This is a genomic window from Ruegeria lacuscaerulensis (genome assembly GCF_013031245.1).
In the GTDB taxonomy this organism is placed as follows: Bacteria; Pseudomonadota; Alphaproteobacteria; order Rhodobacterales; family Rhodobacteraceae; genus Ruegeria; species Ruegeria lacuscaerulensis_C.
The window spans coordinates 11,798-33,795 of sequence record NZ_WPZL01000004.1; the positions used below are offsets into that span (position 1 = coordinate 11,798).

Here is a 21,998-nt window from a genome sequence, read left to right on the forward strand (position 1 = left end):
ATCAAAACACGCGGCAGAGGAGGATATTATCAATGTATCCAGCAAATCTACTGAATAAGACGAAGGCGGCCGTTTTTGGCGCCGCCGCATCCGTCACGATGCTGGCCGGTGGCATGGTTATGGCTCAATCTGATGTGAACATCGCCCTGATGTACTCGGTTGGCCCGGAATCCGGTTGGGATAAAGTTGTCGAAGAGGCGCTGGACCGCGTGGGGGCGGATAACAAGCACGGCCTCAACGTGTCATATGACTCCAAAGACGCGGTCTATGGCGAGGAAGCAGAAACTGTGATGAACCTGCTGGCCAAATCCGGCAAGTACGACATCATTATCAGCGCCACCGCACATAGCGATCAGATCAAGAACCTGCAGGGCAAGTATCCGGATACGATGTTTGTGTCCCTTGGGTCCGGAAATTACAACACCGGCCCGAACCACTATCTTCTTTATGGCCGTGTTCACGAGGCCGCCTACCTTTTGGGCATGCTGGGCGCGGGAATGTCCGAAACGGGCGTGCTTGGTGCCGTCGGCAGCTTTCCCGCAGATGACATCAATGATCAATTGAATGCCTACAAGGCGGGTGCGCAGGCGGTGAACCCGGACGCCAAAGTCAAAATCAGTTTCATCGAAAGCTGGTATGACCCGCAACTGGCTATCGAGGCGACCTATGCGCAAAACGCGGCCGGGGCCGATGTTGTTTATCAGCTTGCCGGCGAGGTGTACGAAGCTTGCCGTGATCGGGGCATCTTGTGCTTTGGCCTGTTCCAGGACACCAATTCGATGGCGCCAGATGTTGTCCTGAGCGGCACCGAATTGATCTGGGACCCTGCGGTTGAATGGGTGCTGGACGAATGGGTCAAGGCAAAATCCGATGGCGGGTCGTTCAACGGCAATACCGAGCCTGTCTGGTTCGGGCTGGCCGACGGTGGCAGCGACATTTCACCCTATCATGATTTGGCCGACAAGGTGCCCGCCGATCTGAAGGACCAGATCGAACAGGCCAAGGCAGATATCATCGCGGGCACGCTCGAGGTTCCGCTGGTGCTTGACGTGCCGGCCTCGGACTGACGCGTAACCGACTGCTGGGTTCCGGGCTGACCGTTCGGAACCTCACTTAACCAGATCGGGGAAACGAAAATGAACGCAGTTGCCAACCCACCGCACCTGCGCGTGGAGGGTTTGACCAAAACGTTCGGGCCCGTCATCGCCAACAGCGACGTGTCCTTTCAGGTCGAACGCGGAGAAATCCTGTGCCTTTTGGGCGAAAACGGGGCCGGTAAATCCACGCTGTCATCCTGCTTGTACGGTTTTTATCAAGCCGACAAAGGACGGATTTTCTACGAAGGCAAAGAAGTGGAATTCCACTCTCCACGCGACGCGATTGCCTGCGGGATAGGAATGGTTCACCAGCATTTCGTTCTGGTCACCCCGATGAGCGTTATTGAAAATATCGTTTTGGGGACGCACGAACATGGCTGGGCACTGGGCGTTGAAGAAGCGGAACGCCGGGTTCGGGACCTCTGCGGCCGATATGACATCGACCTCGATCTGGACGCCAAGATCTGGCAGTTGTCGGTGGGTGAGCAGCAATGGGTCGAGATTGTCAAAGCGCTCTATCTCGGGGCCGAACTGCTGATCCTTGACGAGCCGACGGCAGTGCTGACCCCGCAGGAGTCGGACAAGCTGTTTCGAATTATCCGTCGGATGACCGGCGATGGGCTGTCGATTATCATGATCTCGCACAAGCTGAACGAGGTCATGCAATCCGACCACGTCGCGGTTCTGCGCCGGGGTAAGATCGTCGACACCGTGCGCACGGCGGATGTGACCAAAGAAGATCTGACCTCGATGATGGTTGGCCGGCCGGTCATGTTGCAAGCCGAGCGTGAGGATATGGAACCTGGTGAAACCATCCTTGAGGTGGCCGGTTTGCGTGTCCGAAACGACAAGGACCAGCACGCCGTCAAGGGCATGAGTTTCAAGGTGCATGCTCATGAAATTCTGGGTATCGCGGGTGTGTCAGGCAACGGTCAGAACGAATTATTCGAAGCCCTGATGGGCGTACGTGACACGGACTCGGGCCAGATCTGGCTACACGGTGAGGATGTCACTCACCAGAACCCAAGGCAGATGGTGGAACATGGTATCGGATATATCCCGGACGACCGGTTTCGCGCGGGATTGGTGGGCAGTTTCAGCGTGGCCGAGAACACGATCCTCGGGTTGCAGAAGAACCCGCGGTTTTCGGACGGCCCGCTGCTGAATTTCCGACGCATCCTGAATTTTGCCAACGAAGCGATCAAGCGGTTCGGCATCGTCACACCTGGGCCTCACGCCCGAACTGACACCCTGTCGGGCGGCAACGCGCAAAAGATCATCTTGGCCCGCGAATTCTGGTCCGCCTCATGCTGCATTCTGGCCAATCAGCCGACACGCGGACTGGACGTGGGCGTGATCGAATATGTCCACCAGATGCTGCTGGAAAAGCGCCGCGACGGTTTTGCCATCGTTCTGGCCTCCGAAGAACTGGAGGATATTCTGGCACTTTCCGACCGGATCGCCGTTGTTTTCAAAGGCGAGATCATGGGTGTTTTCCGCTCGGACGAGGTGGATATCCAGAAACTCGGGCTGCTGATGGCCGGACAGCGCGACGCCGCTGCGCAATCGGATGGGAAACCCTATGTCAAAGTCGTTTAGGATCGAGAAACGCCCCGAAATGGGATTGATCGGACTGGTGGTTCAGGCCGCCTTCGCGATCACGCTCGCCTTTGTCGCGTCGGCCTTGCTGCTGGAAGTGCTGGGATTTAACGCGCTGGAATCGTTCGAGGCGCTCCGGATCGGCGCCATTGGCGATTGGGAAAGCTTTGAGGGCACGCTGATACAGGCGACACCTCTGGTCTTTACCGGGCTTGCTGCCGGTATCGCATTTCGCACCCGTATCTGGAGCATCGGTCAGGAAGGTCAGCTTTTCGCCGGAGCCATGATGGCCTATTTCATCACCACCCTGTTCGACCTCCCTCCGTTTCTTATGGTTATCGCCGTCATTCTGGCGGGCGCCCTGGGTGGGGCGCTGATGGGTGGACTGGCTGGTGTGCTCAAGGCGCGGTTCAATGTCGACGTGATCGTGTCGACGGTGATGCTGAACTATATCATCGTCTATCTTCTCTCTTATCTTCTGACCAGTCGTCTGTGGATGGCGCCGGGCGAGTATTACTTGCAGACGGCGCAGGTTCCCGAAGCGTCGCGGTTGCCGGCGTTCCTGTCCGGCACCAACCTGCATTTAGGCGTCGGGCTGGCGCTGCTCGCGATCATGATCATGCAATTCATCCTGTCACGCACCACTTTCGGCTATGAACTGCGTGCCTTTGGCGACAATCAGGTTGCGGCGCGGTTCAAGGGCACAAATCCGCAGCGCATGACCGTCATCGTGCTGATGCTTTCAGGCGGCCTGGCCGGGCTGGGCGGTGTGGCGCAAACGTTCGGGGTTGATTTCCGCATCTCGCAGACGTTCCTGTTCGGTTTCGGCTCGGCCGGGATCATCATTGCGGTCATAGCGGGACTGCGCCCCGTCATGATCGGGTTCGTGGCCCTTCTGTTCGGGGGCTTGGCCAGCGGTGGTCTGTTCATGCAGGTCATGGCGGATGTGTCCTCGGCGATCATCTCGGCGATGCAGGCCATTATCCTGATTTTCTTCCTCGGTTCTTCGGTGCTGTTTCGGTACCGCCTCAAAAGGGTGACCTCAGATGAGTGACCTGTTCCAACAGACCATTCTGGTATCCATGTTCGCGGCCATGTTGCGCATCGCGGCCCCCTTGATGCTGGCTTCGATCGGAGAGCTTGTCGTGCAGCGTTCCGGTATCTGGTTTCTGGGTGTCGAAGGCAGCATGTTGATGTCGGCCTTCGCGGCATACACGGCGGCTTTGTCCAGTGGATCGATGTATGTCGGGCTTCTGGCGGCCGTGCTGACCGGGATCGCGGTGCATCTGTCGATGGCGATCGCCGCGGTCACGTTCAAGATCAATCAGTTCGTAACCGGGCTGGGCATCAACCTGCTGGCATCGGGACTGACGCTGTTTCTGTATCGCGAAAGCCTCAAGTCCTATGGATCCGGCAACATTCCCACGGTCGATCCGTTTGAGACCGTGGCCATACCCGGCCTGTCCCGGATTCCGGTTCTGGGCGAAATCCTCTTTGACCAGCATCTGTTCACCTACTTTGCCTTCCTGATGGTCTTTGTGGCCTGGTACTTCCTTTACCGCACCCGCTATGGGCTGGAGCTGCGTTCGTTGGGCGAAAACCCCAAGGCGCTGGATACCAAAGGGTTGAGCGTTTCGCGGCGGCAATATGCGGCGCTGGCCTTTGGCGGCTTCATGGCCGGTCTGGCGGGGGCGGTTCTGGTGTTGGCGCTGACCGACCGGTTCGTACCTGGAATGACCGGTGGGCGTGGCTGGCTGGCCATCGTGATCATCATTGCCGGCAACTGGAAACCCGTGCCGATCATGCTCGCGGTTCTGGTCTTTGCTTTCCTCGAGGCTTTCCAGCTGCAGGCGCAGGGCGTTGGCCTGCAAATCCCGTATCAACTTCTTCTGGCACTGCCCTACATCGTCGCGATCATCGCCATGATGGGCATTCGGGTGCGGTCCGAACAACCGGCGCACCTGGGTGTGCCATACCACCGGGAGTGAGGGACATGTTCGATAGCAACAACCAAACCCTTCAAGTCACGGTGTCTCAAAAGCGTTGCGCGGCCGAAGACACGGCGGTATTCGAACTTGTCCCGGCAGAGGGCGAAAGCCTGCCGACCTTTACCGCGGGTTCCCATATCGACGTTCATCTTGGCGATGGGATGATCCGCCAATACTCGCTGTCGAACGACCCGTCGGAACGCCACCGCTATGTCATCGGCGTCCTGCGCGAGGCGGATGGCCGTGGCGGATCTCGCACCATGCATGACCAGGTGCACGCGGGTGATACTATGACCATAAGCACCCCGCGCAATGCCTTTGAGCTGAACGAGAGTGCCCGTAAAACCCTGTTGTTCGCGGGCGGGATCGGCATAACGCCCATCCTCAGCATGGCGCGGCGTCTGGCGGCGCTGGGTGCTGAGTTCGAGATGCATTACTGCGCCCGGTCCAAGGAACGTATGGCATTCCGGGATGAGATTACCGCGTCCGGATTTGAAGATCGGGTGTGGTTACACTTTGACGACGGCCCGGAAGATCAGAAGTTGGATATTTCCGGCGCTTTGTCAGACCGGATCGATGACACGCATCTGTATGTTTGCGGACCCAATGGCTTTATGGACGCTGTACTGAGCACGGCCAAGGCAGAGTGGCCGGATGAGGCCGTACATCGGGAGTACTTTGCCAGCGATCTGGATCTCCATACCGATGGCGATGAAGCCTTTCAGGTCAAGATCGCCAGTTCAGGCGAAACCGTCGATGTGGGCGCCAACCAGACAATCGCCGAAGCGCTTCTTGGCCACGGTATCGGGGTCACGATGTCCTGCGAGCAGGGCGTCTGCGGAACCTGCGTCACCCGCGTTCTGGAGGGAACGCCCGATCACCGCGACATGGTGCTGAGCGAGACGGAACATGCCGCGAATACCGAAATGACGGTGTGCTGTTCGCGATCCAAAAGCCCGCTGCTGGTGTTGGATTTATGACCCTAAGCCGCTTGATGAACTTTGAAAAGGAACGTTGCCATGTCATGCCATGATCGTATTTTGCTCGACGATTGGCACGTTGTCGCTGACATGGAGCAGTTACGGCAAAGCCGGGTTCTTTCGGCCACCCTGTTCGAAGCTGCTCTGACCGTTTCCCTGGGCGAAGACGATAATGTCTCGGTCAAGCGCGACCGCGATGGCCAGGACCTGACCTGCCAATTGAAATACGGCTTTGTCTGGGTCTGTCCCGGCACGCCGACCCGCGACATTCTGCATATTCCCGAGGCCTTCGAAGAAGACCGCTACGTCGTCAGCGGCGGGTCGTTTCCCGTGCGTACGTCGGGTCTACGCGTCGTCGAGAATTTTCTGGACATGGGGCATTTCCCCTTCGTCCACACCGGCTGGCTGGGAGAAGAACCATTCACCGAAGTTCAGCCCTATGAAGTCGAACTGACCGACGATGACGAGATCATCGCAACCGAGTGTTATTTTCATCAGCCGATCGCATCGCCTACCGCCGAGGGTGGGATAGAGGTGGAATACACGTACCGGGTTTATCGTCCCTACATCGTGTCCCTGTACAAGACCAATCCACATTTTGACGATCGCAAGGACTACATTGTCCTGTTCATTCAGCCGGTCGGACCAGAGCGCTGCGTAGTCCACAACATGCTGTGTTATTTGAAAGAGGGGATGAATATGCCGGATCTGCGCTGGTTCATGCAGCTGATTTTCGCGCAGGACAAACCGATCCTGGAAAATCAGATTCCGCGCCGTCTGCCGCTGGACCCCCGTGCCGAAACCCCCATCCGCGCCGACAAGGTTGCGATACTTTATCGCCGCTGGTTGCGTGAACATCAGGTGAACTACGGCGCAATCCCCGCCGTTTGACCCGAGAGGAGCCCATGTCCGAGTTCAAATGCAAAGATCCCGTCGCCCTCAATCTCTGGTACGCGATTTCCGCCCTGGAGGAAGTCCGGCAGGGTCAGATCGTCCGCTCGATGTTGCTGGAGGAACCCATCGCCTATACGCGCGATGACTCCGGGCAGGTTCGGTGTTGGGCTGGAGGCGATAAAGACAGCCGCGCCCTGCCGGTACAGGAACGCTATGGTTATTTCTGGACAACACTGGGTAAGCCGACCTCTGAAATTTTCCCGATCCCCGAACACGCCGAGGCAGACCGTCGCAACATTCACGCGGCAACCGTCGGGGTAAATGTCTCCGCGCCTCGCATGGTCGAGAACTTTCTGGATATGGGACATTTCCCCTATGTGCACACGGATATCCTGGGGGCGGAACCACATACTGAGGTCAAGGAATATTTCGTCGAGGTTTCCAAGGAACGCGACGAGATTCTGGCGACAAACTGTCTGTTCTGGCAACCGATGGCGGCTGCGGCCTCGGATGGCGGGGCGGATGTTGAATATGTTTACCGCGTCCCACACCCCTTTTGCTCGGTGCTCTATAAATCCAGCCCGCTGGACGAAACCCGGATGGATGTGATTGCCATCTTCATTCAGCCATACAATCAGGAACAGGTGCGTGTTCACATGATGCTGTGCCTATTGGATGAAGAAAACACCGACACGCAGATCCGCCTGTTCCAGCAGACGATCTTTGGTCAGGACAAACCCATTCTGGAAAACCAGCATCCCAAGCGCTTGCCGCTTGATCCACGGGCCGAAACGCCCATTCGCGCGGATAAATCCGCAATCGCCTACCGCAGGTGGCTGTCCGACAAAGGGATCACATACGGTGTGATCCCCTCGGCTGCGTGACCAAAACAACAGGGAAATCAACATGACGACCGACCTGCAGAGAAATTGGTATCCGATCGCCTCCAGTACGGATTTGCCGAAACGGCATGTCTATCAGGCCCAGCTATTGGGACGTGAATTCGCGGTCTGGCGCGCGGATGACGGATACGTCAATGTCTGGGAAAACCGTTGCCTGCACCGCGGCGTGCGGCTGTCCATCGGGATCAATGACGGGCGTGAGCTGAAATGCCAGTATCACGGATGGCGCTATGCCAACCGCACGGCAGGCTGCACTTATATTCCGGCCCATCCCGCGGATGCCCCTGCGCGGACCATCTGCAACAACACCTATCCCGCGCAAGAGGCATACGGACTGGTCTGGGCCGGCGAGGAAGCCACCGGCGACGTGCCTGCCCTGGACGGGTTCGACGACCTGACCGCCCTGCGACCGATCCCGCTGATCGCGCCGATGAATATGGTTGCGGAGGCGTTGCTGGAGTACAAATGGGATGAATCCTGCAAGGGCGCGCGCAACGACGAAGGGTCCGTTACTGTGACTGCGTCGGATGGCACCGCGGTGCGTGTGTTCGTGCAGCCGCTGGACAGCAACCACTCGGTAATGCGCGGCATTTACAACCGGGCGGTTTCAGAAGACGACCGGGTCGCCCTGCTGAAACGCCACAGCTGGCTGATGCAGGAGTTGCGCGACCGGATCGAAGCTCAAGCCGCCACGCAGGACGCGCCGGAACCGTATCACCCGGTTATTGCAAAGGTCTCGGAGGATCTGGTCGATATCCCGGCGATCAGCGAAGATGGCCGCACCGCTGATCTGCGCGTGACTGTCACAAGAAAGGAAATGACTGCCGAGAGTATCGTCAGCCTGCGCATGGAGCCCATCAAAGGGACCTTGCCCACATTTCAGCCCGGCGCGCATATCGATGTGCATCTGCAAAACGGACTGGTGCGGCAATATTCGCTGACCAACGGGCCGGGAGAAACCGATCATTTTACTATCGGGGTCAAGCGCGAACCGGACAGCCGGGGCGGTTCCGTCTCGATCCATGACAATCTGCAGCAGGGCGACAATCTAGCGATTTCAGCGCCGCGCAACAACTTTCCGCTGCGCCGGGATTCGGTGCATACGATCTTTGTCGCAGGGGGCATCGGTGTCACACCACTGATCGCAATGGCCCGCGCGCTGAACGCACAGGGCCTGAGCTTTGAGTTTCATTACTTCGTACAGTCCGACGATCACGTCGCTTTCAAGCGCGAGATTGGCGAATTCGAGGGGGCCCTCAGTATCCACACGGGGCTGTCGCCGGATGCAACAGGCGCCAAGCTGGCCGAGATATTGTCCAGCCCCGACAACTCACGGCACGTCTACATTTGCGGACCGGGCCCGATGCTGGAAGCCACCCGCGAAATCGCGTCCGAGAAGGGATGGAGCGACGATGCGGTGCATTTCGAGTATTTCAAGAACACCACGGAACTGGACGACAGCTCGAGTTTCGATATCGACCTTGCGCGTTCGGCCATGACGTTGAACGTGCCCGCGGGTAAATCCATTCTGGACGTGCTGCGTGAAAACGGCATCAACATGTCCAGTTCATGTGAACAGGGCGCCTGCGGCACGTGCCGCTGCGGCGTGATCGAAGGCGAAGTGGCGCATCAGGACGTCTACCTGAGCGACACGGAAAAGGCTGAAGGCAAATCCATAATGACCTGCGTCAGCCGTGCGAATTCCGACCGGCTTATTCTGGATATCTGAGAGGGCGAGATGCTGAAACTTTACGATTACGAACTGTCAGGCAACTGCTACAAGCTGCGCTTGATGATGTCCTTCCTGGGGCTGGAACACACCACCGAGGCGGTCGATTTCTATCCCGGCAATCAACACAAGTCCGAGGCGTTCCGCCAGATCAACCCGCTGGGCCAGCTGCCGGTAATCGATGATGACGGATTGGTGCTGCGAGATGCGCAGGCGATACTGGTCTACCTGGCCAGCAAATACGACACATCCGGAAAATGGTATCCGTGCGACGACCCGGCCATGTTGGGCCAGATCTCGCAATGGCTGGCCTTTGCCGACGGGATCACCGCGACCGCATCCGCCGCGCGCCTGCATGACGCGCTGTTCTATACCCATATCGACGTGGATGCCGCACGGTCTGGCGCGCACAGGCTGTTCCGCATTCTCGACGAACACCTCTTCTTTGCCGAAGAGATCGGACAGACGTGGATCTGCCCCGGAGATCATCCGACCATCGCCGATATCGCCTGTTTCCCCTACATCATGCTCGCCGAAGAGGGCGGCGTGTCCCGCATGGACTATCCCGCCATTCGCCGCTGGTGTGACCGGTTCAAACGCATTCCGGGGTTCAAGGTCATGTCGGGTGTTTTCCCGGCGGGCCCCGCAGCCGATCAATCCGCCGCCTGATTGTTTCTCCCATTCGCCACACACTTTTGTGGCGAACCCAGGCGTCCGGTCCAGGATGCGACACATGTGGACCGGACGCCGATTAAAATATACCAAATATAAGGACAGACCGATGATAGTGACCCGCGCCGCCGTTGCCCTTGCCCCCGGCAAACCCCTGGAAGTGATGGATGTGAACCTGGAAGGTCCGAAAGCGGGCGAGGTGTTGGTCGAGATCAAGGCCACCGGCTTATGCCATACCGATGAGTTCACCCGCTCGGGGGACGATCCCGAAGGCATTTTCCCGGCCATTCTGGGCCACGAAGGCGCGGGCGTAGTGGTTGAAGTTGGCGAAGGCGTGACCTCGCTGAAGCCCGGCGATCACGTGATCCCGCTCTACACACCGGAGTGTCGCGAATGCGAATACTGCCTGAATCCAAAAACCAACCTGTGCCAGTCGATCCGCTCAACTCAGGGTCAGGGGCTCCTGCCGGATGGCTCGACCCGGTTTTCGATGCTGGATGGCACGCCGATCCACCACTACATGGGGTGTTCGACCTTTGCCAACCACACTGTAGTGCCGGAAATCGCGCTGGCCAAAATCCGCCCCGACGCGCCGTTTGACAAGGTCTGTTACATCGGCTGCGGCGTGACCACAGGCATCGGCGCGGTGATCAACACCGCCAAGGTCGAAATCGGCAGCCGCGCCGTGGTCTTTGGTCTGGGCGGGATCGGTCTGAATGTGATTCAGGGCCTGCGGATGGCGGGTGCAGACCAGATCGTCGGTGTCGACCTCAACGACGGCAAAGAAGAAATGGCCCGTCATTTCGGCCTGACCGATTTTGTAAACCCGTCAAAGGTCACGGGGGACATCGTAGCCCATCTGGTTGAGCTGACCAAAGGCGGTGCAGATTACACGTTCGACGCAACAGGCAACGTGAACGTGATGCGCACGGCGCTGGAATGCGCACATAAGGGATGGGGCGAAAGCATCATTATTGGCGTGGCCCCTGCCGGGGCCGAGATTGCGACACGACCCTTTCAGCTGGTCACCGGCCGGGTCTGGCGCGGCACCGCCTTTGGCGGCGCATCCGGCCGGACCGACGTGCCGAAGATCGTCGACTGGTACATGGAGGGCAAAATCGAGATCGACCCGATGATCACCCATAAGCTGTCACTGGATCAGATCAACAAAGGCTTTGAACTGATGCACAAGCTAGAAAGCATCCGTGCCGTAGTCGAGTTTTGACGCTTTAAATTGAACTGAAACCCGGAATTTCTGGTGGCAGCGCTGATGGGGCAGTTCAGGGCGTTTGGCAAAGTAGGATTTCTGGTTCATCGGGCCTTTGTGGAGTGGAGGTGAACCGAAATCCGGAACACCCGCGAGCCAAAGTGAGAAGGTTTTGGAGGGTATCCGCCGAGCCACGCGTAAAGGTTGTGTCGCAATCTATTGGATCGACCAAAGTCTGCGTTTTACTGGACACACTTATCCCGCGATCTCAGCAAACACCCGAAAGCCTGAGGTCGTCGCGCTAGAGAATTGCTGCTTCCGTGTAATGTTGGCGAATTCGATACCATCTAGTGTTGTCGCAACTTATCGGAACGACTTGAACCCGCAGTTGGGCCGAACATGCCGCTTTATGAACCTGTGATTTTGTTCCACGAGGTTGTTCAGACTATGGACCTGACGGATTGTACCTTGATCGAACAAGAAAGGCGCTGCAGGATCTTGCTTTTCTCTCGAATGCTGGCCGCAGTTGCTCCGCTTTTGTCGATGACGATTTTGTTTGGGATTCCGTTCGAAAACAGTGCTTTGGCAAAGAACTTGGTTGCCGCAGGACCATTCCTTCGCTCAGACAGCATGAAATCCAGGGTGTTTCCTGCCTTGTCGACGGCTCGATAGAGGTACATCCATTTGCCGCGAACACGAACGTAGGTTTCGTCCATTGGCCAAGACTTCAGTGTTGGGTGTTTCCTTGATTGGCGCGGGCAGCAACTAAAGGCGAATACTTCGTTACCCAACGGTTCAGAGAGGCGTGATCAACCCGCACTCCACGCTCGGCCATGATTTCTTCCAAATCCCGATAGGTCACCGTGTAACGGAGATAGAAAGAAACTGAATACAGAATCGCATCCTTAGGAAATTGGGAGCCTTTGATTGAAATCATGTTGACGCCTGCTCGATAGTATCGCGAAAGAAAAGGGCACCAGAACACGCACTCTCGTCAATCCGGACCCAAAAGTTCGCAACATATCCATTTCGGTCGCTACCCTCAGTAAAGAATACATTGCGGGGTAAAGAAACCTTCCGGGCTATCCGAAAGAGTCACATCGCGAACAACCGAACCAGTGTACAAAACGATATAGTGTCCATTGTAATTCTGTTTCCGAAAGCTGCTTGAATGAGGAACAAGCCCTCCAAGTCTGCGGCCCATTGAGTTAATGCAACAGTGCCAATTCATTTAAGGACGCGCTATCGGATCTGCGTTCGGCCTGACAGATGGGGACAGAGCTCGTGACAGGTTCGCTCTAATGTCCTAGAAAAGCTTGGGCGACCAGAGGCGACCTGACCAAAGATTCACCATCGCCTGTGATCCCGACAAGACCGTTTTCGAGTACATAGCCGTAGTCGGCAATTTTCAGTGTCGAGCGCACGTCTTGTTCCGCGATCAGGATGGACAATCCGAAATCCAGCAACTCGGGTATCGTTGAAAATATCTGTTTGGCGATTCCAGGCGCCAATCCAAGCGTCGGCTCGTCCAGCAACAAAACTCTGGGCATGGCCATCAGGCCCCTGCCCAAGGCAAGCATTTGTTGTTCACCCCCAGAAAGGGTGCCGGCATATTGCGATTTGCGTTCCTCCAGCCGCGGGAACAGCGCCATGACCGTTTTCAGGGTGTCATCGGAATGCGCACGCGCCCGGACATTGATCGCACCCAGCCTGAGGTTTTCGGCCACGGTGAGATCGGGGAAAACCAGCCGTCCCTCGGGAACCAGAACAACGCCTTTTTCAACTCGTTTGTGGGAAGCCAGAACGCCAATATCCTCGCCCTGAAACCTGACGCGGCCCGACATGCAGGGCAGCAGGCCCGCGATGGTGCGAAATAACGTTGTCTTGCCTGCGCCATTCGCGCCCAGAACCGCCGTCACTTTTCCTTTTTCCAATGCGATGCTGACACCATGCAAAACCTTTACGTCCCCGTATCCCGTACCCAGATCGTTGATTTCAAGAAGGGCCGTCATGTGTCGTCTCCTCCGAAATAAACTGTGCGCACATCCTTGTTTTCGGCAATTTCCCGGGGTGTTCCTTCGGCGATTTTCACACCGTGGTGCAAGACGATTATCCGGTCGGACAGGTCCGACAGCGTCGATACAACATGTTCGATTATGAATATTGTCAGTTTGTGGTCGGCCTTGATGGCCCGCAGCGTGTCCAGCATCTTAGCGACTTCGGCTGGGGTTAAACCCGCCATTACCTCATCCAGCAGCAGCAGTTCGGGACCGGTACCCAGGGCACGCGCGACCTCCAGCTTTTTTCGCCCTGACAATGTCAGGGCACCCGAGGGCATTTCGGACTGATCAACCAGCCCGACCTGATCCAGAATGTCCTTTGCGCGGATTTCAAGCGGTTGGTTGCTGGCATGGCGTGCCCCGCCGAACAGGATTGCCGTTTCCACGTTTTCACGGACGGTCATACGCGCGAATGGCCGGACAATCTGAAACGTGCGGGCAATGCCGGCATGACAGATCTGATCCGGGCGTTTCCCGGTCATCTGGTCGCCCTTGAACCGGACAATGCCATCCGTTGGTGGCTGATGCCCCGCAATGATGCTGAACAAGGTGGTCTTGCCGGCACCGTTGGCTCCCATCAGCCCGACGGTTTCGCCGTTGTTCACCGCAAAATTGACGTCGTTCAACGCGCGAAGCCCGCCGAAGGATTTCCCTATTTTTTCGATCTGCAGAAGAGTCATTTGCTGTGCCCTTCGCCGTATTTCCGCAGAAGACCGACCAGACCGGAGGGTGCCAGAAGGACGAATGCGATCAGGAATGCCCCCAACAGGATCATATAAAGCCTTGGCGCACTGGACCACAGAAGCTCGGAGAGAAACACCAGAAACGCCGCCCCAAGGATCGGCCCACGGGCATCGTTGCTGCCGCCGATGATTGCCATGGTCACAATGGTGAATGATATGAAAGGGTTAAAGACCTGTAACACCTCGAAATAGGTCGAGCGCAGTGCCATCAGACCGCCGACCATGCCGGGAATGAAGGCCGACAGCGTGAAGCCCATGACCTTGAAACGGGTCACGGGGATACCCACAGTTTCGGCGGATGTCTCGTCCCCCTGAATGGCGACGAGACCTCGGCCAAATGTTGATGACTTGACTAGTCGCATCAAGACACTGGATGCGACGGCCAGCGCAATCATCGTATATAGCACCGCTTCCGCTGAAGGCGCGCCAAAGAGCAGCCGGCTCGACTTCCCCAGATAGGTTTCCAGATTGAGGATCGAATACTTGACCAGTTCCGAGATGCCAAATGTCAGAATGACGAAGTAGGGTCCGCGCACACGCAAGGCCGGGACGGCGATCATCAACGCAAACACGGCGGCAACCAGACCACCCATCGGCACCGCCACCCATAGTGGCAGCACCTTGAAGCTGACCGCGACCGTATAGGCCCCCAGACCGTAAAATACGACGTTGCCTAGCGAAATGTAACCTGTCAGCCCTGAAAACAGGGCCCAGCTTTGGGTCAGCGCAATCCACATTGCGAAATTCAGCGCAACGATGACCCAATAAGTTCCAAAAAGGCTGCCGACCGACAAACCGAAACCGGCAAGAATGGCGAGGCCTGCGAAAAAGGCCAGATCGCTGCGCAATACAGTCATCAGGTTTGCGCCTTTCCGAACAACCCCTGCGGCCGCAGCATGATGGCAGCCACAAACACGCCGTAGATCAGGATCGACCGGTACGTCGCGGATGTAAGCGCGACCGAATAGATCTCTATGAACCCCAGCAGGATACCGGCGATGATGCCGCCGCTGATATTGCCCAACCCGCCCAGGATGATGACAACGAAGGCCGCAATGGTGAACGGAAAGCCCATAAACGGCGATATCTGTTCGGTCAGGCTGACCAGCGCGCCGGCGATTCCGGCAACTCCAAATCCCAGAATGAAGCTGCCGAGTTGAACCCGCCCCACATCAATGCCGACAATTTTGGCCGCGTCCCGGTTCTGAATGATTGCTGAAATGCCCAACCCGTAGATCGAGAATTTCAGAAACATGGAAATTGCAAAGACGATGGTCAATGACACGACCAGTGCCAGCAGACGGCTAAGTGTCATATCCAGACCGCCGATGCTGATCACATAGTCCAGATGCTGATAGGCGCGCGGCGAAGTGGTGAACAGCAGAGCCATGGTGTTTTGCAGGATGACGGACACACCAAAAAACAGCAGCAGCGAGTTTGCTTCAAGCTGTTCGACAGAAGTGGTATTTTCAAGTTGCCGTTTGAACAGGCCAAAATACAGCCCCGCCCCGATCATAGCCGTGATGCCCGCGATCAGGGGAAGTCCAAACATCGGCGAAAGACCCAACGCCGTGAAAAGACCGAAAGCGGCATAAGCACCGATCATTACAAGATCGCCATGCGCGATATTGAGCAATCGTATCGTGCCGTAGACAAAATTCAGTCCAACGCCGATCAGTGCATATAACGAGCCCAGAACCAGTGCCGAAAACAACAGCTGAGGCGAGAGCAGCAGATCCATGATCACTCTCCGAAGACCATTCGTTCAGGTACGCCGTGGAGTGTTCAACGCAACCCACGGCGATATCGTCTGAGGCTCAGCGATTTTGGTATTCTGACGTCGCAATGTCGCCCGGCCAGATCAGATGCATTTCACCACCCTGCAATTGCAGAAACGCTGTTGGCGTTTCGACGTTTTCGACACCGTCAAACCGCACCGGGCCATTGATGGTATCGAATGTGCTTGTCGAAATCACGTCTCGCAGCTTCTCATGGTCCAGCCCGGCCTGAGCAACGGCGGCCTCAAGGATCTCGGCTGACATGTATGCCAGAGCCGAGTCCAGATAATCCGGCGCAAATCCGTACTTGGCGACATAGGCGTCGTAGAATGGCTTGGCCCTTTCCCAGTCAGCCTGGTGCGGCGACCAGTGGCCCAATGTTACGATGCCATCCGCATCAGCGCCAAAGGCTCCCTGAAACGCGGAAATTGTCGGACCGACCAATAGGAACTGGAAAGGCTGGTCAATTCCGAGTTCCTTGGCCTGACCCATGTACAGGAAGGAGTCTGCGGGGTAGGACAGGGCAATTACTGCATCCGCCCCCGACGCTTTGACCTGCGCTAGCAGGGACGTCATGTCCGAGATGTCGGGCGGGTAGTTTTCATTCATCTTCACCTCGATCCCTTGCTCTTCCAGGGCAGGCAGCAGGAACTGCAGATTCTCCTGCGCAAAAGGCAGCACGTTCGCCAGAATAGCGACCGAGCCTATGCCTTCGGATTTTGCAAAGGCGGCAAGTTCCGGGCCTACCTTGTCGGGAATGGCAGAGGTCGGGAACCAGACATTGCCCGGGGACACTTCGCGAATGGCGACAGAGGCCGCGGTATTGCCAACCATCGGAAAACCGTGCGATTCCACAACACCGGCGACGTTCAGATGATGCGGCGTTCCCCACGGGGCCAGCAAGAGATCGACTTCGTCATCCGAGATGAGTTTCTCATAAATCTGGGCCGCCTTCGCCGGATCGGATTCGTCGTCATACCAGATCAGCTCCACCGGTCGCTTCTCGCCTGCCACTTCGAGACCGCCTTCGGCGTTCACCTGCTCCGCCCAAAGTTCATAGGCTGTCACCTGCGATGGTGCCGCCTGGGAAAAAAGTCCTGTATTTGCTATGGAATAGCCGATTTTGACAGCGTCCTGCGCGCTTGCCACACCCGCCAGCATGGTCAACGCTACAGCGCCTAGAACAGTGTTCCGCAGAGTCATTGTATCCTCCCTTGGTTTGCTTGCTATTCTGGTGTCTTATTCAGAATGAACTGGCTGGCGCGGTTGACCCACGCCCCGTCTTCGTCTCCTGCGGCGTAGCTTGCCTGCAAATGATCGCAACCCCGCAATTCCAGTGTTTCCACCGTGACGCCATGCTCTTTCAGACGATCCGCAAACCGTTCTGACTGCATCTTGAGATGGGCAAAGCCCATCGCGCCGTAGGCTACCAGAAACGGAGTGTCCGAGCCTGAGACGAACCGGACCGGCGACGCGGCTTGTTCGGCGCCGTTTTCTTCAGGCCCAAGAAAGCGTGGCCGTATGGACAGGCCGGAACCCTCCCCGAACCAGAAAGTTCCAGAAATTGGCAAGGCTCCCTTGACGATGTTGCCGGGAAGGCCGCGGGTCGTTTTCCAGTCATTCTGCAATGTCAGCAGGCTGGCGTAGTGACCGCCGGCGGAATGCCCGCCTATGAAAATGCGGTCCGGGTCGCCGCCATGTTCCGCGATATTGTGATAGACCCAGCCGACACCATCGGCGCAATCGTCAAGCCCGACGGGAAACACGTGGTCGGGGGCCAGGCGATAGCCGAGACTGACAAAAGTTATGCCACGGTTGTTCAGGGCCGGGGCCATAAAAACCATCCATTCCTTGTATCCGCTGGTCCATCCGCCGCCGTGAATGAAGCACAGCACCGGCGCGCCCGGCATGTCCGCCGGGCAGACAAGCAGAGATTGATAGGGGTTGTCGCCATGCCGGATATCCAGACCCGTGACATTGCTGCCCAGATTCATGACATGGTCATGATACCGGGCTCCGATTTCGGTGAACGGCTCTTGCTGCGGATAATCCGATGGTTTCATGGCACTGGCCCTGTCTGGTCCCGGTCGAGCAGCCCATTCAGAACCCGTTCGGGCGTCAGGGGAAGATGATGATGCCGAAAACCGGTCGCGTCGTAGACCGCATTGGCAATCGACGCGGCAACCGGATTGATACAGATCTCTCCCGCGCCTTTGGCCCCAAACGGCCCGTCCGGCTCGGGGGCTTCCACGATGATGGATTCAATGTGATCCGGAATATCGCGGCTGGTTGGCACCTTGTAGTCCATCAGCGACGGGTTCGCGAGGCGGGGACCGTCCCAGACCATTTCCTCGCACAGGGCAAAGCCCATCCCCTGAACAAACCCACCCTCAAGCTGCACCTCGACAAGTTGCGGGTTGATCGCGCGCCCCACATCTGCGGCCGTCCAGGCACGGCATACACTGGTTTTGCCCGTGACGTGATCCACCTCAACCTCGGTGGCGAGCGCGCCGAAACTCATCACGCCGATGCGCGGAAAAGGCAGGCCCAGGGCCGACGCGCGTTTCGGGTCATGCGTGTTGCGGTCAAAGACCAGTGTATCGCTTCCGACAACCGGGCCGCCTTCGGCCCAATGCGCACGACCCGAAATGTCGCCGAACGTCAGGTCCGTGTTGGACCCTTTGATCCCGATCCTGCCTCCAAAACGCAGTTCCAGGTCGGATTTGTCGCAATCGAGCATCTCGGAGGCGTATTGCATCATCTGCGCCACCACCTTGTGTGACGCCGCCGAAACCGCACGCCCGGTGGTATAGGTGACGCGGCTGGCAGTTGTGCCCCAATTATAGGGGGACCCGTCCGTGTCGGGGCTGGACACGACAACCTGCTCGATCGGGATTTGCAGCGTTTCCGCGCAAATCTGGCTGAGAACTGTATCCGATCCCTGGCCGATATCCGTGGCTCCGGTGTTCAGCGAGACGGTACCGTCCTCCAGCACGCGGACGATGGCGCCGGTTCCCAGTAGACCGGAAATATGCGCGGTAATGGCAATGCCCAAACCGCGGGACGTGTCATCGGGCCAAGAATCCCGGTTCTTCCAGTCGCAGGCGCTTTCGACCGCGTCAAGACAGGCGTCCAGACCGTTTGATTCCACGACCTGACCCAAAAACCAGGGGTCGCCCTCGCGGCAGATATTCTGACGGCGCAGATCGAACGGGTCGCGCCCGAGTTTTCCGGCAATCTGGTCGATTTGCTGTTCGCCCGCAAATGTAACCTGCGGATTACCGAAGCCTCGAAACGCGCCAAAGCGCATCTTGTTGGTGTAAACCAGCTTGCCACTGCATTTCACATGTTCGATCCGATATGGACCGCGCGCCATCAGCAGGCTGTAGCCCAGAACCCCGGGGCTGTCATCGGCGAAGGCGCCGCAATCCAGCAGCACTTCGCATTCTCGGGCCACCAGCGTTCCGTCGCTTCTGGCGCCGGTTTTCATCCTGATCCGGAATGGGTGACGGGCGCGGACAACTTCGAAATCTTCCTCGCGCGAGAGAATCATCTTGACCGGACGCCCGCATTTCAGAGCAAGCGCCACGGTAATGGGCTGGATGTGCGGCTCCATCTTGTTACCGAACCCGGCCCCGACGCGCGGGGTCAGGCTGCGTAGCTTGCTCATCGGCAGTTGAAGGGACTCGCAGACATTGGCCTGAACCCGGAAAACGGACTGGTTCGCGGACCACAGCGTCACGCGGCCCGTGGCATCCACCTCGGCGAGGGCACCGCACGGCTCCATTGAGACATGGGCCTGCGGCTGGGTAGTGAATTCGCCCTCGACGATCACGTCGCAGTCGTCCCAGGCGGAATCAGCATCACCCTCGGAGAACACGGTCCGCGCGGCCAGGTTACCCTCGGAGCCTGCGTCGAAAACCTTGACGTACTCCTGCAAATTCTCGTGCAGGATCGGCGCATCCGGTTCCAGCCCTTGTTCCGGTGACAGAACGGCGGGCAATTCTTCGTAGTGAACCTCGATCAGCCGGGCGGCGTCGCGCGCTTGTGCTTCTGTTTCGGCGGCGACGGCGGCAACCGGTTCCCCGTGGTACAGAACCTTGCCTTTGGCGAGCGCATGTTCGTCCTTGATAAAGGCCCCCATACGGCCATCGGCGACGTCATCTCCGGTCAGAACCGCCACGACGCCCGGCGCACCGAGCGCCTTGCTCACATCATATCCCAGAATACGCGCGTGAGCATGCGGGCTGCCGACGAATGCGGCGTGAACCATGTTCGGGCGATACATGTCGGCGATGTATTCGGATCGCCCGACAACCTTTTCCCGGCTGTCGAGTTTCGCCACGGATGCGCCGACAACATTAACACCGGGCTCCTCGGCGACAGCGCGTTGGCGGTCGGGGCGCACGGTGTCTTCCGGTTTGTAGCCCGGGGTCATTGGCTGGTCTCCTGCGCGGCTTCTGCGACGCTGTCGATGATCTTTTGGTATCCGGTGCACCGGCACAGGTTTCCGGACAGAGCCGATCGGATGTCCGTCGCGGTCGGTTGATCGGATGTTTCAAGGAAATGCCAGGCTGTGATCATCATGCCGGACGTGCAGAACCCGCACTGCACCGCCCCGTTCCCCTGAAAACTATCCTGCAGTTTCCGCATTCGGCCATCATCAAGCAAAGCGTCCAGCGTCCGGATTTCTTTGCTCTGACAATTGGCGGCCAGCGACAGGCAACTGCGCTGCGGCACGCCATTGATCAGGATGGTGCAGGCCCCGCAAACGCCTTGATTGCAGCCCCGCTTCGGGCTGGTGATCCGCAATTCGTCCCGCAAGACCGTCAGGAGAATTTCGCCACAAGCGACCTCAATCTCGCGTCGCGCGCCGTTTACATCAAGTGTGAGTACCTCTTTCGCCGTCATCATGCGTCCTCTCGCGTGGACATTGCGGTTTCAATGGCTTGTGTCACCATGCGCGGAATAATGCATTTCCTGTATTCGGCGCTGCCCCGAACATCATCGACAGGGTCCGCAAGACCGGCCAGGGTGTCCGCAAAAGCCGCGATCGCCGATTGGGACAGACCGTCGGCCACAAGCTGTCTTTCTGCCGATTTCGACCGTATCGGTTGCGGGCCGCAGCCTCCGACGGCGATTTGCACTGACGGCGAAGGCTGCGCTGTGACCGATATCGCGCAGTTTGCCGTCGCAAAATCGCCCGATACCCGGGCCATCTTGTAATATTGCGCGTGGCCTTTTTCGGCGGGCGGCAAATGAACCGCGACGATCAGTTCGGCGCGCTGCAACGCGGTTTCATGCCAGTCGACCAGAAACTCTGCGATCGGGATACGGCGCCGGCCGTTCGGTCCGGCCAACTCAAGTTGCGCGTCCAGACACGTCAATGCCGTCAGGTAATCGGCGGCCGGGTCGGCATTCGCGACCGAGCCGCCAATCGTGCCCATGTTGCGCACCGGTGGGTTGGCGATCCGGCCCGCGGCCTGTTTCAGAACCGCATGCGTGCCGGTCAGAACATCGCTGTCGGCGGTTTCACAATGGCGCGTCATTGCACCGATCCTGATGGCGCCGGCCGCAGAAACGGAAATACCCCGCATCTCGGCGATACCCTCCAGGCTGACGAAATGATCCGCATGCACCAGATTGGCGTTTTTCATGGCGATCAGGGTGGCCCCCCCGGCCAGCGGCAGCACCCCGTCAGATTGGATCAGGTGATTTACCGCATCTTTGACCGTTTGCGGCTGCAGAACGCTTTGAGCCGAACGCGGGTCGGCGACCCTCTTAGCAGACGATTCCACCGGGATGTCCGCCTTCCTGCGGAACAGACCGCGCCACCCACCTGATTTGTCCGGCTCGGCGACATCCGCCGCGGTATCCGAAGTTGCTTCGGGCGTGTCGCCAGTCAAAACCTTCCGGAATTGTTCGGCGAATTCCTCTCCAAGGATCGCCGCCTTTTTGCGCATCATCCCTAGGCCGAATTTCCCCAACCGACCGGTTACATGCACCTCGGATTCATAGTCGACCCGGGTGCCTCCGCCGGGCAGGTCCGTCAATCTGACGACGGTGTCGGCAGACACCACGCTGGCGCGCGTGCCCTCGTCGCCCCGTGTGATGGCGTATATAGCGTTGGGAGGGTCCTCGCGCGTGACTTCGACCATAAGGTCGAAGTGAGCCTTGATGAGACCGAGAGAGATTTGGACAGCAGCGCGGTAATGGGTCGGATCAATCTGTTCGATATCAACGCAGCCGGGGATGCACCGCACCATTAGCTGCGGGTCCCGCACGTGCTCCCACACCGAAGCACGTGACATATCTATATCAAATCCATCATCGATCTGCATCGCTTCAC

The 21,998-nt window shown here is 58.0% G+C and carries 19 protein-coding genes and 1 pseudogene; 10 read left to right on the forward strand and 10 right to left on the reverse strand.

Translation table 11 applies throughout. The annotated features are described in order from the left end of the window. Positions 1-32 precede the first annotated feature (32 nt). From GOX66_RS06515 to GOX66_RS06560, 10 genes are all read left to right on the forward strand, one after another. A complete protein-coding gene (locus GOX66_RS06515) occupies positions 33-1,067 on the forward strand; it encodes a BMP family lipoprotein (RefSeq protein ID WP_170760793.1) in 1,035 nt (344 codons plus the stop codon). A 69-nt stretch (positions 1,068-1,136) separates the two neighbouring features. Then, positions 1,137-2,696: an ABC transporter ATP-binding protein gene (locus tag GOX66_RS06520; protein WP_170760794.1), complete on the forward strand. Its 1,560-nt coding sequence runs from the start codon at positions 1,137-1,139 to the stop codon at positions 2,694-2,696. Continuing rightward, complete coding sequence (locus GOX66_RS06525) at positions 2,680-3,750, forward strand: ABC transporter permease (protein ID WP_170760796.1); 1,071 nt, start codon at positions 2,680-2,682, stop codon at positions 3,748-3,750. Before GOX66_RS06520 ends, GOX66_RS06525 begins: the two co-directional genes overlap by 17 nt. Next, complete coding sequence (locus tag GOX66_RS06530) at positions 3,743-4,684, forward strand: ABC transporter permease (RefSeq protein ID WP_170760799.1); 942 nt, start codon at positions 3,743-3,745, stop codon at positions 4,682-4,684. Before GOX66_RS06525 ends, GOX66_RS06530 begins: the two co-directional genes overlap by 8 nt. 5 nt (positions 4,685-4,689) lie before the next feature. Then, positions 4,690-5,664: a PDR/VanB family oxidoreductase gene (locus tag GOX66_RS06535; RefSeq protein ID WP_170760801.1), complete on the forward strand. Its 975-nt coding sequence runs from the start codon at positions 4,690-4,692 to the stop codon at positions 5,662-5,664. Positions 5,665-5,703: 39 nt separating this feature from the next. Then, a complete protein-coding gene (locus tag GOX66_RS06540) occupies positions 5,704-6,555 on the forward strand; it encodes an aromatic ring-hydroxylating oxygenase subunit alpha (RefSeq protein WP_170760803.1) in 852 nt (283 codons plus the stop codon). A 14-nt stretch (positions 6,556-6,569) separates the two neighbouring features. Next, positions 6,570-7,442, forward strand: a complete 873-nt coding sequence (locus GOX66_RS06545) for an aromatic ring-hydroxylating oxygenase subunit alpha (RefSeq protein ID WP_170760805.1) — start codon at positions 6,570-6,572, stop codon at positions 7,440-7,442. A gap of 22 nt (positions 7,443-7,464) precedes the next feature. Further along, positions 7,465-9,189: a Rieske 2Fe-2S domain-containing protein gene (locus tag GOX66_RS06550; protein ID WP_170760807.1), complete on the forward strand. Its 1,725-nt coding sequence runs from the start codon at positions 7,465-7,467 to the stop codon at positions 9,187-9,189. Between the two features lie 9 nt (positions 9,190-9,198). Beyond that, on the forward strand, positions 9,199-9,858 hold the full coding sequence (locus GOX66_RS06555; RefSeq protein WP_170760810.1) for a glutathione S-transferase family protein: 660 nt from the start codon (positions 9,199-9,201) through the stop codon (positions 9,856-9,858). Between the two features lie 112 nt (positions 9,859-9,970). After that, on the forward strand, positions 9,971-11,086 hold the full coding sequence (locus GOX66_RS06560) for an S-(hydroxymethyl)glutathione dehydrogenase/class III alcohol dehydrogenase (RefSeq protein WP_174822671.1): 1,116 nt from the start codon (positions 9,971-9,973) through the stop codon (positions 11,084-11,086). 237 nt (positions 11,087-11,323) lie between these two features. On the opposite strand, the pseudogene GOX66_RS06565 reads toward GOX66_RS06560, so the two are convergent. The 10 genes and pseudogenes from GOX66_RS06565 to GOX66_RS06610 all read right to left on the reverse strand — a co-directional run bounded on the left by GOX66_RS06565 (position 11,324) and on the right by GOX66_RS06610 (position 21,990). Beyond that, positions 11,324-12,005: pseudogene (locus GOX66_RS06565) on the reverse strand (IS6 family transposase). 361 nt (positions 12,006-12,366) lie between these two features. Continuing rightward, complete coding sequence (locus GOX66_RS06570; protein ID WP_170760812.1) at positions 12,367-13,080, reverse strand: ABC transporter ATP-binding protein; 714 nt, start codon at positions 13,078-13,080, stop codon at positions 12,367-12,369. Continuing rightward, positions 13,077-13,808: an ABC transporter ATP-binding protein gene (locus GOX66_RS06575; protein ID WP_170760814.1), complete on the reverse strand. Its 732-nt coding sequence runs from the start codon at positions 13,806-13,808 to the stop codon at positions 13,077-13,079. Before GOX66_RS06575 ends, GOX66_RS06570 begins: the two co-directional genes overlap by 4 nt. Next, positions 13,805-14,728 carry a branched-chain amino acid ABC transporter permease gene (locus GOX66_RS06580; RefSeq protein ID WP_170760817.1) on the reverse strand — a complete coding sequence of 308 codons (924 nt, stop codon included), beginning with the start codon at positions 14,726-14,728 and terminating at the stop codon, positions 13,805-13,807. The genes GOX66_RS06575 and GOX66_RS06580 overlap by 4 nt, the downstream gene beginning before the upstream one ends. Further along, positions 14,728-15,612 carry a branched-chain amino acid ABC transporter permease gene (locus GOX66_RS06585; RefSeq protein ID WP_170760819.1) on the reverse strand — a complete coding sequence of 295 codons (885 nt, stop codon included), beginning with the start codon at positions 15,610-15,612 and terminating at the stop codon, positions 14,728-14,730. The genes GOX66_RS06580 and GOX66_RS06585 overlap by 1 nt, the downstream gene beginning before the upstream one ends. Before the next feature lie 76 nt (positions 15,613-15,688). Then, positions 15,689-16,852: an amino acid ABC transporter substrate-binding protein gene (locus GOX66_RS06590; protein ID WP_170760823.1), complete on the reverse strand. Its 1,164-nt coding sequence runs from the start codon at positions 16,850-16,852 to the stop codon at positions 15,689-15,691. A gap of 23 nt (positions 16,853-16,875) precedes the next feature. Continuing rightward, positions 16,876-17,712, reverse strand: a complete 837-nt coding sequence (locus tag GOX66_RS06595) for an alpha/beta hydrolase (protein ID WP_170760825.1) — start codon at positions 17,710-17,712, stop codon at positions 16,876-16,878. Continuing rightward, positions 17,709-20,087, reverse strand: a complete 2,379-nt coding sequence (locus GOX66_RS06600) for a xanthine dehydrogenase family protein molybdopterin-binding subunit (RefSeq protein ID WP_170760828.1) — start codon at positions 20,085-20,087, stop codon at positions 17,709-17,711. The genes GOX66_RS06595 and GOX66_RS06600 overlap by 4 nt, the downstream gene beginning before the upstream one ends. Continuing rightward, positions 20,084-20,563 carry a (2Fe-2S)-binding protein gene (locus GOX66_RS06605; protein ID WP_170760831.1) on the reverse strand — a complete coding sequence of 160 codons (480 nt, stop codon included), beginning with the start codon at positions 20,561-20,563 and terminating at the stop codon, positions 20,084-20,086. The genes GOX66_RS06600 and GOX66_RS06605 overlap by 4 nt, the downstream gene beginning before the upstream one ends. After that, positions 20,560-21,990, reverse strand: coding sequence for an FAD binding domain-containing protein (locus GOX66_RS06610; RefSeq protein ID WP_170760833.1), 1,431 nt, complete (start codon positions 21,988-21,990; stop codon positions 20,560-20,562). The genes GOX66_RS06605 and GOX66_RS06610 overlap by 4 nt, the downstream gene beginning before the upstream one ends. Positions 21,991-21,998: the final 8 nt, after the last annotated feature.

What these genes read in the sequence shown, in the direction of transcription:
- GOX66_RS06540 (WP_170760803.1), top strand. Translation starts at nt 5,704, where the DNA reads ATGTCATGCCATGATCGTATTTTGCTCGACGATTGGCACGTTGTCGCT.
- GOX66_RS06545 (WP_170760805.1), top strand. Translation starts at nt 6,570, where the DNA reads ATGTCCGAGTTCAAATGCAAAGATCCCGTCGCCCTCAATCTCTGGTAC.
- GOX66_RS06610 (WP_170760833.1), bottom strand. Translation starts at nt 21,990, where the DNA reads ATGCAGATCGATGATGGATTTGATATAGATATGTCACGTGCTTCGGTG.
- GOX66_RS06550 (WP_170760807.1), top strand. Translation starts at nt 7,465, where the DNA reads ATGACGACCGACCTGCAGAGAAATTGGTATCCGATCGCCTCCAGTACG.
- GOX66_RS06560 (WP_174822671.1), top strand. Translation starts at nt 9,971, where the DNA reads ATGATAGTGACCCGCGCCGCCGTTGCCCTTGCCCCCGGCAAACCCCTG.
- GOX66_RS06570 (WP_170760812.1), bottom strand. Translation starts at nt 13,080, where the DNA reads ATGACGGCCCTTCTTGAAATCAACGATCTGGGTACGGGATACGGGGAC.
- GOX66_RS06530 (WP_170760799.1), top strand. Translation starts at nt 3,743, where the DNA reads ATGAGTGACCTGTTCCAACAGACCATTCTGGTATCCATGTTCGCGGCC.
- GOX66_RS06590 (WP_170760823.1), bottom strand. Translation starts at nt 16,852, where the DNA reads ATGACTCTGCGGAACACTGTTCTAGGCGCTGTAGCGTTGACCATGCTG.
- GOX66_RS06575 (WP_170760814.1), bottom strand. Translation starts at nt 13,808, where the DNA reads ATGACTCTTCTGCAGATCGAAAAAATAGGGAAATCCTTCGGCGGGCTT.
- GOX66_RS06535 (WP_170760801.1), top strand. Translation starts at nt 4,690, where the DNA reads ATGTTCGATAGCAACAACCAAACCCTTCAAGTCACGGTGTCTCAAAAG.
- GOX66_RS06555 (WP_170760810.1), top strand. Translation starts at nt 9,199, where the DNA reads ATGCTGAAACTTTACGATTACGAACTGTCAGGCAACTGCTACAAGCTG.
- GOX66_RS06580 (WP_170760817.1), bottom strand. Translation starts at nt 14,728, where the DNA reads ATGACTGTATTGCGCAGCGATCTGGCCTTTTTCGCAGGCCTCGCCATT.
- GOX66_RS06515 (WP_170760793.1), top strand. Translation starts at nt 33, where the DNA reads ATGTATCCAGCAAATCTACTGAATAAGACGAAGGCGGCCGTTTTTGGC.
- GOX66_RS06600 (WP_170760828.1), bottom strand. Translation starts at nt 20,087, where the DNA reads ATGACCCCGGGCTACAAACCGGAAGACACCGTGCGCCCCGACCGCCAA.
- GOX66_RS06595 (WP_170760825.1), bottom strand. Translation starts at nt 17,712, where the DNA reads ATGAAACCATCGGATTATCCGCAGCAAGAGCCGTTCACCGAAATCGGA.
- GOX66_RS06520 (WP_170760794.1), top strand. Translation starts at nt 1,137, where the DNA reads ATGAACGCAGTTGCCAACCCACCGCACCTGCGCGTGGAGGGTTTGACC.
- GOX66_RS06605 (WP_170760831.1), bottom strand. Translation starts at nt 20,563, where the DNA reads ATGATGACGGCGAAAGAGGTACTCACACTTGATGTAAACGGCGCGCGA.
- GOX66_RS06585 (WP_170760819.1), bottom strand. Translation starts at nt 15,612, where the DNA reads ATGGATCTGCTGCTCTCGCCTCAGCTGTTGTTTTCGGCACTGGTTCTG.
- GOX66_RS06525 (WP_170760796.1), top strand. Translation starts at nt 2,680, where the DNA reads ATGTCAAAGTCGTTTAGGATCGAGAAACGCCCCGAAATGGGATTGATC.